A 13,828-nucleotide genomic window follows, 5' to 3' on the forward strand; every position below is an offset into this window, starting at 1 on the left:
TGCGGCCGTTATGCTGACGGCGCGGGGCGCGGGGACCGTGTCGATGGCCCGCTTGAAAGCGGGCTGTCATGGTGTCTGGCCCCGTGCCAGACCACGCAACCGATTCTATCGTTCATCTCTCGGACGCCTCGCGCAGGTGAGACGACGCCCGCCCGCAGGGATGATCGACACCTGCGGATCGTTCCGTGAGGTGCATGGGCCGCAGGGCGGTGATTCCGCGCATCTATGCGGATTTCTGCTGTCCGAGGGGTTGGGTTGCCCGCTTTGGCACCGGCGGGACTGCGCGCGTCATTCACCGCGCGCATGATGTTTCTCCGCCGCTGCACGAGGGGTTTACTTGACCTGCCCCCGCAATCCGGCATCATCTGATCAGGGAGGATGCCAGGATGTGCCAGATTTTCGCGGGCCAAGATCCCAGCCGTTATGAATATATCACCCGCCGTCTGCGGTTGAATGGACAGTCCACCAGCATACGCCTTGAACGGGCGTTCTGGGGGATCGTCGATCAGATGGCCGAGAAAGACGGCGTTTCGACACCGGCCTTCGTGTCGAAACTTCATTCCGAAGTGCTGGAGCAGCATGGGGAGGTGACCAATTTCACCTCGCTTCTGCGCTGCGCCTGCACGATCCATCTGGGCGAGTTGGATCAGGTGCCGCAGCCTGCGCCGCGCTTCGCCGCCGAGTGACGAAAATACTGCGCCTGTAGTAGTCACCTACTACCCGCAGCCGAAATTGGTTCGTTAGCCTTACCAGAACAAGCAAGTTCCGGAGGGCCCATGGCCAAGACAATACATTCGATGATCCGCGTGCTGGAAGAGGCGCGCTCTGTGGCGTTTTACGAAACGGCTTTTGGCCTGCGTGTCGCTGATCGGCTGGATTTCGACAGTTTCACCCTGATTTACATGTCCAATGACGAAAGCAGCTTCGAGCTGGAGTTGACCGTCAACAAGGGCAGGACAGAGCCTTACAATCTGGGCGACGGCTATGGGCATCTGGCGGTCTCGGTGGATGACGTCGAGGCCGAACATGCCCGGCTCGCGGCGGCCGGGCTGTCGCCGCGCAATCTGGTCGATTTCAAGAATGACGGTGTGCAGGTGGCCAAGTTTTTCTTCATCGCCGATCCGGATGGTTACCAGATCGAGGTGCTTCAGCGCGGCGGTCGCTTCCAGTAGCGCCGCCTGCCCGGCCGTCGGGGAGGGCGGCCGGGATCATTCCCAGGGAGGATACATCAATGACAAGAGTGGAACGAAAGGGGCTGACCCGGCGCGCGCTGCTTGGTCGCGCCGTGGCAGCCGGGGCGCTTGCCGTTGCGGGGACAGGCTTCATCGCCGCCCCCGATGCGGCATGGGCCATGGAAGTGTCGGTCATCACGCCCGAGCAGATGGCGACGCTGATGCAGATGGCGCGCGATATCTATCCGCATGATCAGGTGGCGGACCGTTTCTACGCGGTGGCGGTCAAAGGCTATGACGACGCGGCGGCCAAGGACCTGGTCGATGCGGGCATTGCCGCGCTGAACGCGGCCGCACAGGCGCAGGGCCATGCGGATTACCTGTCGATCGGCTGGGAAGAGGACCGCGTCAAGGTGCTTCAGGCGATCGAGGGCGAGGTCTTTTTCCAGACCGTGCGGGCGGGTCTGGTGACCGGCCTTTATAACCAGAAGGACGTCTGGCCGATCTTCGGCTACGAGGGCGAGTCCTTCAGCCAAGGCGGATATATCGACCGTGGCTTCGACGATATCGACTGGCTGTAAGGGAGGACGCTGACATGGTTGCGAAATTTGATCTGAACGACGACTCGGTCGTCGTCATCATCGGCACCGGCGCAGGCGGCGGTGTTCTGGCCAATGAACTGGCGCAAAAGGGCGTCAAGGTCGTGGCGCTTGAGGCGGGCGGGCGTTACCTGCCCGACGACTATATCAACGACGAATGGGACAGTTTCGGCCAGTTGGCATGGCTGGACGCGCGCACCACAAGTGGCGACTGGCGCGTGGCCAAGGACTTTGCCGGGCTGCCCGCGTGGATCGTCAAGGCGGTGGGCGGCACCACGACCCATTGGGCCGGTGCCTCGATCCGCTTTCAGGAGCATGAGTGGAAGGCGCTTTCCACCTATGGCGCGGTCGAGGGGGCGAACCTGCTGGACTGGCCCATCGACGCCGCCGAGATGGAGCCGTGGTATGCGCTGGCCGAAACAAAGCTGGGCGTCACCCTGACCGAAGGCCGCGCGGGCCTGCCCGGCAACAACAACTACAAGGTCTTTGAAGCCGGGGCCAAGAAACTGGGCTACAAGGAAGTCCATACCGGGCGCATGGCCATCAACTCGTCCGACTATGACGAGCGGCCCGCCTGCCAGCAGACGGGTTTCTGCTTTCAGGGCTGCAAATGGGGGGCCAAATGGTCGGCCGCCTATACCGACATTCCGCGCGGCGAGGCGACAGGGAATCTGGAAGTGCGCGAGCATGCCCATGTCGCCCGCATCCTGCATGACGATACGGGCAGGGTCACGGGAGTCGAGTATTTCGACAAGGAGGGCAATCTGCATCTGCAAAAGGCGCGGATCGTCAGCGTGGCGGGCAACAGCTTTGAAAGCCCGCGCCTTCTGCTGAACTCGGCCTCCAGCATGTTCCCGAATGGCCTTGCCAACAGCTCGGATCAGGTGGGGCGGAACTACATGCGCCACACGACCGGGTCGATCTACGGCATCTTCGACAAGCCCGTGCGCATGTGGCGCGGCACCACCATGGCCGGGATCGTGCAGGATGAGGCGCGGCACGACCCGTCGCGCGGCTTTGTGGGTGGCTACGAACTGGAAACGCTGGCGCTGGGTCTGCCCTTCATGGCGGCCTTCCTCAATCCCGGCGGCTGGGGGCGTGGGTTCACCACGGCGCTGGATCACTATGAGAACATGGCCGGGATGTGGATCGTGGGCGAGGATATGCCACAGGCCACCAACCGCATCACCCTGTCCGAGACCAAGGACCAGTGGGGCCTGCCTGTGGCCAATGTGCATTTCAGCGATCACCCCAACGATGTCGCCATGCGCAACCACGCCTACAAGCAGGGGATGGCGATCTATGACGCGGTGGGGGCCACACGGTCCTTCCCGACCCCGCCCTATCCGTCCACGCATAACCTTGGCACCAACCGCATGTCGGAACGGCCCGAGGATGGGGTCTGCAACAAATGGGGCCAAACCCATGATATTGCGAACCTGTTCATCTCGGACGGCTCGCAGTTCACGACGGGGGCAGCGGAAAACCCGACGCTGACCATCGTGGCGCTGGCGATCCGGCAGGCCGACCATATCGCGCGCGAGATGGCGGCGGGCAACCTCTGATCCGAAACGCAACCGGGCGCCTGCATCCGCATGGCGCCCGGTCTATTCTGTGACGCCTTCTGTTTCAGATCACTCGGCTGCGATCGGCGGTTTCGTCGTGACCGGGATGGGGCAGGCATACGGGAATTCCGCCAGATGCTCCTGATGGGCCTTTCTGGCCGCAGCCCGGAGTGTCTCGCTGAGAATCGCGGCGCGCGCCGTCGCGGCCATCACCTTGGCCGCATGGACCATGCCCTTATGCGCGAAGGGGGCCTTGCCCTGTGCGGTCTGCTGCCAGGTGTGCAGCGGCGTGCCCATCGCGGCGGTTGCGACGCGGGCCTGCACTGTGGGCACGGCCCAACTGACATCGCCCACATCGGTCGATCCCATCCCACCACCAAAGGGCCGGTCCAGTGGAGCGATGAAATCGCACAGCGGCTTGTCCATCTGGGGTTTCATGCTGAGGCGGCGGAAGGCATCGGCAATATCCTCGGGCGTCAGGGTCTTGCGGATCTCATTGGCAAACTCCACGTCGGTGGCGTCGAAGGGCACCGGGCCCAGCGCCTCGAACTCGGTCTGCATCGCTTCCTCCAGCGGGCGGTTGCCCAGAAGGTTGGACACCGCCGAAAAGACGTGCGATTCGACCTTGGTGCCGGACATCAGCGCTGCGCCATCCGCGATGGCCCGCACCCGCGCCACCAGATCGGACAGCCCTTTCAGGTCGCGCGCGCGGATCAGTTGCCGCACGGTGGCCTTGGCCTGCACCACATTGGGCGCAGAGCCGCCTGCATCCAGATAGGCGTAATGCACCCGCGCATCATCGGGCATATGTTCACGCATGTAATTGACGCCGATATTCATCAACTCGACCGCGTCCAGCGCCGACCGGCCCAGTTCCGGGGCTGCCGCCGCATGGGCCGCCTTGCCGGTGAAGGTGAAGTCGATCCGCGTATTGGCCAGCGACCGCGCGTCATCCACGGCATTGAAACTGCCCGGATGCCATGTGATCGCCAGATCGACATCATCGAACCAGCCATCGCGCACCATATAGGTCTTGGCCGCACCGCCCTCTTCCGCAGGGCAGCCGAAATAGCGCACGCGGCCCTTGATCCCCTCGGCCGCCAGCCAGTCCTTGATGGCGGTCGCGGCCAGCATGGCGGCGGACCCCAAAAGGTTATGCCCGCAGCCATGCCCCTGCCCTGACGGGTCGATCATCTTGGGCATGGCCAGACCCGGCTGCTGGCTGAGGCCGGGCAGCGCGTCATATTCCCCAAGGATCGCGATGATCGGACCACCCTCGCCTGCCTCGCCCATCACGGCGGTGGGGATGCCTGCCACCCGTTCAGTGACACGGAACCCCTCGGCACGCAGCATGGCTGTATGTTCGGCGCAGGAGCGGACCTCGGTATAGGCGATCTCGGGCATGTCGAAAACACGGTCGGACAGGCCGACAAAAGCCTCACGCTTGGCGTCCACGCGGGACCAGATCGGATTTTCGTTCGTCGTCATTCCAGTTTCCTTTTGGGCGCGGACGGAGTCAGGGTGTTTGCCGGAAACTCAATCACGGCGGGGCCGGTAAATCCAGTTGTGAAATACCGCGCGGCGCGGGTGATGCGGGATGGCGGCCCGCACCGCCTGAATGCGCTTGCACGGGAGCAATCTGAGCGACGCCGCCGGCGGCGCGGAACAGGACGTCTGACAAGACGAGGGCATGGTATCCCGGGACGGAATGGATCAAAACCGAAAGCTGGACGTTGACCGGATCGGCATGCAAGCCGCGCCTTGACCGGGATAGGAGAGAGTGACCGATGATGGACAGACATAGCACATCCGCAAGGATCGCCGTCATTGGCCTGGGCCCGCGCGGTTTGGGTGCGCTGGAATCGCTGGCCGCCCTGTTGCAGGGACAGGGCGCGCCCCTGAGCGTCGATGTGTTCGATCCCTTCCCGGCCAAGGGCGCGGGGCCGAATTTCGACCCGCAGGAAAGTGCCACCTGCCTGCTGAACATCCCGTTTCGGGATATTGCGATTGATGGTCCCGCTTTCTCGCGTTGCGGAGGATTTGGCGCATGGTTGGGAGGGCGGGCGGCACCTGACAGTTTCCCGCCTCGGGCCGATCTGGGCCGCTATCTTGAGGCGCGGCTTGCGGATCTGGTGGATCTTGGCCTGCTGGACATGACCTTTCTGGCGCAAAGCGTCGATACCATCGCAAAGGCCGATGGCGGTTGGACCCTGCGCGCGGGCGGCACATCGCATGGCCCCTATGCCGAGGTGTTGTTGACGGTCGGTCAGCCCGCGGTGACCCCAGACGAACAATTGGCCGCATGGCAGGATCACGCGGCCGCATCCACGGCAGTGCTGGAACAGGCCTATCCGGCCCGACGGTTGACCGCCAAGGCAGCGGACTGGACGGGGAAAGGTGTTGCCATCCGGGGTCTGGCCTTGTCGGCCTTCGATATCCTGCGCGTGCTGACCACCGGTCAGGGCGGACGGTTCGCGCAGGGGCGCTATTATCCTTCCGGGCGGGAACCGGCACGAATCCTGCCCTTCTCGCTGGATGGCAAACCGCCCTATCCGAAGCCCGCAACCGCCGCACTGGATGCGGCCTTCACCCCCCTGCCTGCCGAAACCGAGGCAGTGGCCGCAGCCATCGCCGCTGCGGTGCAGGACACGCCAGCCGGGGCAGAGCAGCGGATCAACGCAGCGCTTGCTCCGGCCGCGCTGCGGATCATGCGCGCCCATGGCGCAGCGCCCGCGCCGCGCATGATCGCGGACTGGTTGCAGACGGAATGGTCAGCGCCCGGCCAGCAAGAGCATGGGGACGCGCGGGAGATCCTTCAGAACGGCATCGCGATTGCGGCGGGTCTGTCGCCGCCGACCATCGGCTATACGATCGGGCAACTCTGGCGGAAATGGCAGAACGACCTGCGGGCCGGTTACAACAGCGCGCTGCCCTCACCCGAGACGGCGCGCGCGATCCTTGGCTTCGATGAAGGGTTGAAACGCTATTCCTATGGCCCCCCGCTGACCTCCAGCCGTGAACTCAAGGCTTTGCTGGATTGCGGGTTGGTCGATCTGGATCTGTGCGCCGACCCCGAGATCGCCATGACAGGATCAGGCTGGACCCTGTCCAAGGGAGCGCGCATGGCAGATGTATCGGTGATGGTCGATGGCGTCATGCCGCCACCCGATCTGTCCCGCATCTGCGCGGACCCCATGGCGGGGTTGGTGGCCTCTGGCAAGGTTGTCGCCCATGGCGCGGGGCTTTCGGCGCGCACCGCACCGGATGGATGCGTGATGGATGACGCGGGCCGGCCCCTGCCCGGACTTTGCCTGTTGGGGCGGCTGGCTTTGGGAAGCGTGATCGCTGTGGATTCGCTGCATGATTGCTTTGGCCGCGCGGGCGACCGCTGGGCCGAAGGCGTGCTGCGGCGACTGGGCCTGATGGCATGCCTGTGATGGGCACAGTTGCCCGCCCAACGTGGACATCTTTGCGCAGGAAACGGATTGCGGCAGATGTGGCCGGTCGGAGAATGAAACCTCTGACAACACAGGACAGTCCACATGGCCCAAATCATGTTCCACCCCCTTTCCACCGAGATCGTGACCCATCTGCGGCATGGGGGCCGCGATGCCTATGGCTGCGCGCCCGAGCATGTCCTGTCGAATGACGGCGGCAATCCGTGCAGGCATTGCCTGAACCTGATCCCGGACAAGGCCGGGATGCTGGTTCTGGCGCACCGACCCTTTGACGGTCTTCACCCCTATGCCGAAACCGGCCCAATCTTTCTGTGCGCGGACGCCTGCGACCCGTGGACGGGAACCGGGCTTCCGCCGATCCTGAACGCAAGTCCGGATTACCTGCTCAAAGGCTATACGCCCGATCAACGCATCCGCTATGGCACCGGCAGGATCGTGGGCAGAGAGGATCTTGCCGCCTATGCCGCAACCCTGCTGGAACGGGACGAGATCAGCTTTGTCGATGTGCGATCTGCGCGGAACAATTGCTTTCTGACACGGATCACCCGCGCCGCCTGAGGCGTGACCTTCATCACGGGCATCGCTGTCCGATGACGCATCGGGGTCCTATTGGTGCAAGACCGCAGCATCGAGGCACGGGTTGCGCCGGGCAGGACGACAAACAGGTGGTCATCTCGGCGATTGACGCGGTGCATGATTCCGGGCTCAAAATCGGCGGACCGGGTCAGGTCATGATCGGCAACCTGTTGTGTGACCTGCTGTTCAGGGGCGATGACGAAGGTGACATCCTGATCCTGCACCATGCCCCCGCGACGGACAGGATGTTTCTGGACTGGGTGCTAAACCATTACGGCGCCGAGGCGATCGCGCCGATCTGGCCAAGCGGCTTTCAGACCGGCTCTGATCCTTTGCCCGAAAAGGGCCAGCGCCAAGATTCAACCGGGTCGCTGCGAAGCAGGACGGTGCGGCGCACAACCGACCGAAACGCTTGGAAGCACTGCATCGCATGGCCAGCGGAACGGGCGCGCCCCGCGCGCATCAGGGCCGCCACGACCGACGATCCCTTCTGCCTCTATCCCGATTTCGCAGCGGCTCTGGGCGAGGTCTGGCACTGGAACAGCGACACCAAGGTGCGCACGGTCATTCCGGGGGCCGATCCGGCAAGCTTCTGCAAGGTCGGAGAAAGTGTCGGCACGGATGGGGTGCAGATCTGTTCTGGCCCCCATCCGGGTCCTTTCGATCCCCGCAAGACGCGACGCGACGGGTTCTTCCTGAAGGACGATGCGCATGTGTTCCTCGCGCATCGGGACCTGCCGCTGAAAGCCGCCGGTTTCCGGGTGCTTCTGGCAGGCGCTGTGTCCGGCCCGCCCTTTTGCCGCGCGCGTGTCACCCATGGCCTGCACACGGTGATCGTTCATCCCGATGGCAGTCTGCACCCTGTTACCCCTGATGGTTGACGAGGAAAGGCGTGATGATGACCGCACTGGACAAGGCCATGGCCGCCTTTACCGCCGCCGCGCCCTATGGCTGGGCCGAGACGAAGGCGCTCTGGGCAGAATGGGCCGACCTGATCGAGAGCGCGCCCGCTCTGCTGCCGGGGCTTTACCGCATCTATCTGGATGCGGTCCGGGGTGTCCTCGACGATGCCCCGCCCGCAGCTTTGGGCGATAAAGCGCGGGCCTGCCGCTTCGTGCTGGTCTTTTCCGCAAGCAACTACTTGCCCGGATTCCAGCGGAAAAAGGATGCATGGCGCCTGCTGCAATCCCATCACGCCGAACATCTGGACCTGCTGCGCGCGGCGCTGGCGCGGCCCGATCATATGGTGTTCGACATGCCGTCGCGCGGCGAAACCGGGCGCTGGGGTGCCGTGGTCGCCGCGATGCTGATGCTCTACCGCAGGCACAAGGTCTTTGGCCCCGGATCAGATGTGCTGGAGGGTGATATCATCCCTCTGATCCCCGATATCTTTCGTGCCTTCCCGCAGGAAATTGACCATACCCTGATCAGCATGCTGGCCGAGCATCCCGATGCGGCAACGGTCACAGCGGATTGGATCCTGTTTCATCTGGAAGCGGACGGCAATCCGTCCAACGCGCCGAGTGTCTCGCTGGCAGCAAACTTGCTTGGGGCGCATGCGCAGAAGTTTGGCGCGCTCTTCTCGCAAGGCCCGGCGATCTTCACCCATCTTTTGCGGGATGCCCCCTCATGGCCCGAGGCGCGCGTCGCGGCTTTCTGGCGCGCCTTTGTGGAAGGGCCTTTGCAGATCGTGCCGAAAACGCAGGAGGACGCCGTCAAGGATGCGCGAATATGGGCTGAGACATATCGTAACGCCATAGCCGCATCGGAAGGAGACATGAGCTTGGCCGCAAAGGCAAATCGGGAGAAAGACGCGCGCTCTGCACGCGAGTTTGAGGCCGAAGCCGCGCTGATCGCGGCCGATTTCGACAACTGGAACGCCCGGCGGCGGCAAGGTGCCGTGCGCGCACTGTCCAGTGCGGCCACCAAGCGCAAGGCTTTGACCGTCGCCGCCCGTCAACTGCCCGCACCCTTTGGTCCCATGGCGCAAGCCTTGCTGGACGAGGCCAAGGCCGATGCCGCGCGGCCCAAGGTCTTTGCCATCGCCAAGCCCGCGCAGAACCGCTTTCGCGATTTCGGGCTGAAACTGTTGGTCATAGAAGAGTTGATGTATCGGCAGGGCGTGCTTCTGCCCAAGTTCGATATCCACGCCTTTGCTGCCGAATACCAGAAGCGTGAAATCAATGTAGACAAGGACGGTTACGCCATCATCCCCGAGGTGAAAGCCTATTTCGCCAACCTGCCTACGCCGGACGATCTGCTGGCAAGGGTTGAAAGGTTGCACCAGTCCAGCGGCCTTGACGGCGGTCCGCGGTATATCGACCATCTTTTCCCCTTCTGGGACCCGGGCGCTGGCGATGATCCCGTGCCGGTGACGGCCAAGGCCATCGCGGATCTGGACCTGCTGCCCAACCTGACGCGCATCAGCGGGCTGGAGAACAGCAAGCCGAACCGCACGCTTCTGGCAGCAGTCAAGGCGCGCGGGATCATGCTCTTGCCCGAGGATCAGGCGCATCGCTGACGTGACCGAGGACCAGCACCTTGCCTTTGCCGAGGCCGGGGCGCAGATCTCAGACGCCAAGGCGACGGGGGCAGGTTCCTTGTTGCTGCGCGATCTGCACGCGTTTCCGGGTTGCTGTCCGTGGTAGCACCACACACCATCAAAAACCTACCGCAAAGCATGGCGATCTGCTTATCTGGTGCAAGATAAGGAGGGGATTGCGATGAAATGCTTGTCCTTGGCCGCCGTGGCGGCACTAATCCCGATGGCGGCACTGGCATGGGACGAGGCCGATCTGGCCCAACTCATGGCGACCAAATCCTGCGAGGCCTGCGACCTGTCCGAAGCAGACCTCAGACGCGCCGATCTGGCCGGGGCGGCGCTTTCGGGGTCCAATCTGTCCGGGGCGCGGCTCTGGGCGACCGATCTTGACGGCGCCGGTCTGGAAGGGGCCAATCTTGCGGGGGCCAACCTTGCCGCGGCCACGCTGACAAAAGCCGATCTGTCAGACGCAAACCTGACCGGGGTCTATCTGACGACGGCGGACCTCGGCGGTGCCGACATGAGCGGGGCCAACCTCAGCGACGCGGTCCTGACACAAACGAGGCTGGACGCGGCCGATCTGTCCGGGGCCAATCTGAACGGCGCCTATATGGAACTGGCCAGTCTTGCAGGAACCAATTTGACAGGCGCGAACCTGACCGGGGTCAACCTCACCTCGGCCAGTCTGCGCGGGGCCGTGCTGACCGGCGCCATGCTTGAGGGCACGGTCCTTCTTGGGGCGAACCTCGAAGGGGCGTCGCTGGACGGGGCCAAACTGTGCAACACTGTCATGCCGGACGGATCACGCAACACAGCCGGGTGTTGAGCGCTCCAAAGCGGCGCGGGGCTGCTTTCTGCTCACCTTTGCAACAGGGATGGGCAACACCGGCGCGCGGTTCATGCCCCACCCGACTGACTTGCAAGGAACAAAGCCGATAGTTCTGCGTTGGTTCTCCAAGTGATGCTTCAAAAAGCTAAGGGAGGACCAGACATGACCATGACACGACGCAATCTGCTGGAGGCGGTCGGAATGGCCGCAGGGTCGGCCGCAATGTATCACGCGATGGCCACTTTGGGACATGCGCAGGATTCGACCTACACGGGCCGCGTGGTTCTGGAAGGTGAGCCCAATGGGCGACGCGTCCTTATTCTGGGGGCGGGTCTGGCCGGGCTGACAGCGGCGCTTGAACTGCGCAGCGCCGGATATGAGGTGCAGGTTCTGGAGTACCGTGAAAAAGCGGGCGGGCGCTGTTGGACCCTGCGTGGCGGTGACACCTATACCGACCTTGCTGGAGTATCCCAGAAAGTGGCGTTCGAAGAGGGCGGCTACCTGAATCCGGGTCCGTGGCGGATTCCGTACAATCACCATGCCGTTCTGGATTATTGCAAAAGGCTCGGGGTGAAACTGGAACCGTTCATCCAGAAGAACCACAACGCCTATCTTCATCGCAGTGAGGCATTCGACGGCAAGCCACAGCGTTTCCGGCACATCGCGACAGACTATCGTGGGCATATCGCCGAACTGTTGGCCAAGGCCACCGACCAAGGCAAGCTCGATGCAGAGGTCACCGAAAGTGACAGGGTCAAGCTGCTGGAATCGCTGCGTTCCTATGGCATCCTGAACGATCAGAATGCCTATGTCTCCAGTGACGCGACCAGCGAGTACCGCGGGTATGAGCGCGAAGCGGGGGGTGGACGCGACGGGGCCCCAACCCCGTCATCGCCGCTGGACATGACAGAGCTGCTACAGTCCGACCTGTGGACATGGCTGAGCGATCCGGAAAGCGTCCATCACCAAAGCGCCATCTTTCAGCCGGTCGGCGGCATGGACATGATCGCGCAGGCCTTTGCGCGCGAGGTGGGTGACGTGATCACCTACAACGCCAAAGTCATCTCGATGCTTCAGGACGACAGCGGCGTCACTGTCCGCTACGAGGACGCGCGGCAAGGCGGCGACCCGATCGAGGTGACCGCCGACTGGTGCGTCTGCACGATCCCCTTCTCGATCCTCGGCCAGATCGAACACAACCTGTCGTCAGACAAGACCTATGCCATCGACACCATGTATTATGAAGGATCGGTCAAGTTCGGCCTCGAATTCAACCGCCGTTTCTGGGAAGAGGACGAGCACATCTTTGGCGGCATCTCCTATACCGATCTGCCCATCGCCCTGATCAGTTACCCCTCCTACGACTATCTGAGCGCCGGGAAAGGCGTGCTGCTGGGCGGCTATGTCTGGGGCGCTGATGCCTATCAGTTCAACGCCATGCAGCCTGACGAAGCGGTGAAATGGGCCGTCGAATACGGCTCACGCCTTCATCCGCAATATGCGGATGAGTTTGCAGGGGGCGTCTGCGTCAGTTGGCACAAGGTGCCTTGGGTGCTGGGCTGCTATGGCATCTGGCAGGACAAGGACCGCGACTACACCGCTGCGGTCACCATGGAAGAGGGCGACCGTATCGTCCTTGCGGGCGAACAGCTGTCGTATCTGCCAGCCTGGCAGGAGGGTGCGATCCTCTCTGCCCTTGATGCGATCCAACAGCTCCACGAGCACGCGACCAACCGCTGATCAGGAGAACCGACATGACAACGATAGCAAAAACACTCGTGGCAAGCGCCGCTGCCATCTGTCTTGGCCTCAGCGCCCAGGCACAGTCCAGCGCGGCTGATCCGGATGAAACCCAAACATCGGATTTCCGGACCTTCGAACCGACAGGAGCGGAATGGGAAAGATTCCGGTCCTCGGGCGAGATCACCCAAAAGGGGGGTGAGGCCGTCTATAATGCGGTTTGCGCAGGTTGCCACATGCCGATGGGGCAAGGCGCTGTGGGTGCCGGGGCTTACCCCGCGCTTGCCGACAACGCGTTGCTGGCCGATCCGTCCTATCCCATCTACCTTATCCTGAATGGACAAAAGGCCATGCCGCCTTTTGGTGGGTTGCTGGACGATCAACAGATCGCCGATGTCGTGAATTACATCCGGTCCAGTTTCGGTAATGATTTCATCGCCGAATACGGCGAAGCGACTGCCGAAGACATCGAGGAGTCACGCCCATGACCATCTGTGTCCCAAAGCGCTGCGCGATTGCGCTGGCCCTTCTCTTGGGCGCGACGACGGCCCACGCACAGGAGGTCGTCAGACACGCCATTCCTGGCTCGAACTTCCCGATCGCGCGCGCGGTCGAGGTCCCGGGCGATGCGACCGTCGTCTACCTGAGCGGTGCCGTGCCGTCTGTCATCGACACAAGCGCCGCAGAAGGCTCGGTCGATGCCTATGGCGACACAAAGGCGCAGACAGTGTCCGTCCTGACATCTATCCAAGACACCCTGTCCGATCTGGATCTTGAAATAGGCGACATTTACAAGATGCAGGTGTTTCTTGTGGCCCCGGACGGGTCCGACAGTATGGATTTTGCAGGGTTCATGGACGGATATACCCAGTTCTTCGGCACAGCGGATCAACCGCGCCTTCCGGTTCGGTCCGTCTTTGAAGTCGCAGGCTTGGCAAACCCCGCCTGGTTGGTCGAGATCGAAGTAACAGCCATTCGACCACCCGGCGAATGATGACAGGCCAGCGGACGCGGGGAGTATTCCCGCGCTCTGATGTGGCACGGCTCTGAACGACAAGCCGGAGACTGGAGCACCCTCGCACTCTGACCCTGATCGCCGTGCAGCACTGCTGTCGGTGACGGTGGTCAGGGTGCGCGCGGCTTTGGCGCTTGCGCCACCTATCCAGCCAAAGACCGAGTTTCCGCGCACGCCGCAGGACACAGCAGCGATCCGCATCTTGATGGTGCGCATTTCGCGGAATTTGGGCAGTGATTTCGCGTGATCTCGGGCACGCGTTTCACGGCATCGCGGGCAGCCATTTCACGCCCTCGGGCAGGCTGGCCAACGGGTTTCATAGAGTCAGGGCT

Annotated in this window: 13 protein-coding genes; 12 read left to right on the forward strand and 1 reads right to left on the reverse strand. The window is 63.0% G+C overall.

The annotated features are described in order from the left end of the window. Window positions 1-386: 386 nt before the first annotated feature. The 4 genes from PVW27_RS10470 (at window position 387) to PVW27_RS10485 (ending at window position 3,336) form a co-directional block, all read left to right on the forward strand. A complete protein-coding gene (locus tag PVW27_RS10470) occupies window positions 387-686 on the forward strand; it encodes a ribbon-helix-helix domain-containing protein (protein ID WP_274557492.1) in 300 nt (99 codons plus the stop codon). Between the two features lie 90 nt (window positions 687-776). Further along, entirely contained in the window at window positions 777-1,172 is a 396-nt protein-coding gene (locus tag PVW27_RS10475) for a VOC family protein (protein ID WP_274557494.1), read from the forward strand. A gap of 59 nt (window positions 1,173-1,231) precedes the next feature. After that, window positions 1,232-1,753, forward strand: coding sequence for a Twin-arginine translocation pathway signal (locus tag PVW27_RS10480; RefSeq protein WP_274557496.1), 522 nt, complete (start codon window positions 1,232-1,234; stop codon window positions 1,751-1,753). A gap of 14 nt (window positions 1,754-1,767) precedes the next feature. Continuing rightward, entirely contained in the window at window positions 1,768-3,336 is a 1,569-nt protein-coding gene (locus PVW27_RS10485) for a GMC family oxidoreductase (protein WP_274557498.1), read from the forward strand. 69 nt (window positions 3,337-3,405) lie between these two features. On the opposite strand, the gene PVW27_RS10490 is transcribed toward PVW27_RS10485, so the two are convergent. Continuing rightward, window positions 3,406-4,824, reverse strand: a complete 1,419-nt coding sequence (locus tag PVW27_RS10490) for a M20 family metallopeptidase (protein ID WP_274557499.1) — start codon at window positions 4,822-4,824, stop codon at window positions 3,406-3,408. 299 nt (window positions 4,825-5,123) lie between these two features. Between PVW27_RS10490 and PVW27_RS10495 the strand changes: the two genes are divergently transcribed. The 8 genes from PVW27_RS10495 to PVW27_RS10530 all read left to right on the forward strand — a co-directional run bounded on the left by PVW27_RS10495 (window position 5,124) and on the right by PVW27_RS10530 (window position 13,475). Next, window positions 5,124-6,773, forward strand: a complete 1,650-nt coding sequence (locus tag PVW27_RS10495; protein WP_274557501.1) for an FAD/NAD(P)-binding protein — start codon at window positions 5,124-5,126, stop codon at window positions 6,771-6,773. A gap of 105 nt (window positions 6,774-6,878) precedes the next feature. Further along, the gene (locus PVW27_RS10500) at window positions 6,879-7,352 is read left to right on the forward strand and encodes a DUF1203 domain-containing protein (protein ID WP_274557503.1); all 474 of its coding nucleotides are present in this window, start codon (window positions 6,879-6,881) and stop codon (window positions 7,350-7,352) included. 107 nt (window positions 7,353-7,459) lie between these two features. Further along, window positions 7,460-8,251, forward strand: coding sequence for a hypothetical protein (locus PVW27_RS10505; protein WP_274557504.1), 792 nt, complete (start codon window positions 7,460-7,462; stop codon window positions 8,249-8,251). A gap of 14 nt (window positions 8,252-8,265) precedes the next feature. Further along, window positions 8,266-9,891: a DUF6892 domain-containing protein gene (locus PVW27_RS10510; protein WP_274557506.1), complete on the forward strand. Its 1,626-nt coding sequence runs from the start codon at window positions 8,266-8,268 to the stop codon at window positions 9,889-9,891. Window positions 9,892-10,093: 202 nt separating this feature from the next. Beyond that, entirely contained in the window at window positions 10,094-10,738 is a 645-nt protein-coding gene (locus tag PVW27_RS10515) for a pentapeptide repeat-containing protein (RefSeq protein ID WP_274557508.1), read from the forward strand. Window positions 10,739-10,903: 165 nt separating this feature from the next. Beyond that, window positions 10,904-12,481 (forward strand): NAD(P)/FAD-dependent oxidoreductase, encoded by a 1,578-nt coding sequence (locus tag PVW27_RS10520; protein WP_274557509.1) that lies wholly within the window; start codon window positions 10,904-10,906, stop codon window positions 12,479-12,481. A 14-nt stretch (window positions 12,482-12,495) separates the two neighbouring features. Next, complete coding sequence (locus PVW27_RS10525) at window positions 12,496-12,969, forward strand: c-type cytochrome (RefSeq protein ID WP_274557511.1); 474 nt, start codon at window positions 12,496-12,498, stop codon at window positions 12,967-12,969. Then, complete coding sequence (locus tag PVW27_RS10530; protein WP_274557513.1) at window positions 12,966-13,475, forward strand: RidA family protein; 510 nt, start codon at window positions 12,966-12,968, stop codon at window positions 13,473-13,475. Before PVW27_RS10525 ends, PVW27_RS10530 begins: the two co-directional genes overlap by 4 nt. Window positions 13,476-13,828 lie beyond the last annotated feature (353 nt).

Origin of the sequence: Seohaeicola sp. 4SK31 (assembly GCF_028802875.1) — a bacterium.
Classification (GTDB): domain Bacteria; phylum Pseudomonadota; class Alphaproteobacteria; order Rhodobacterales; family Rhodobacteraceae; genus Seohaeicola.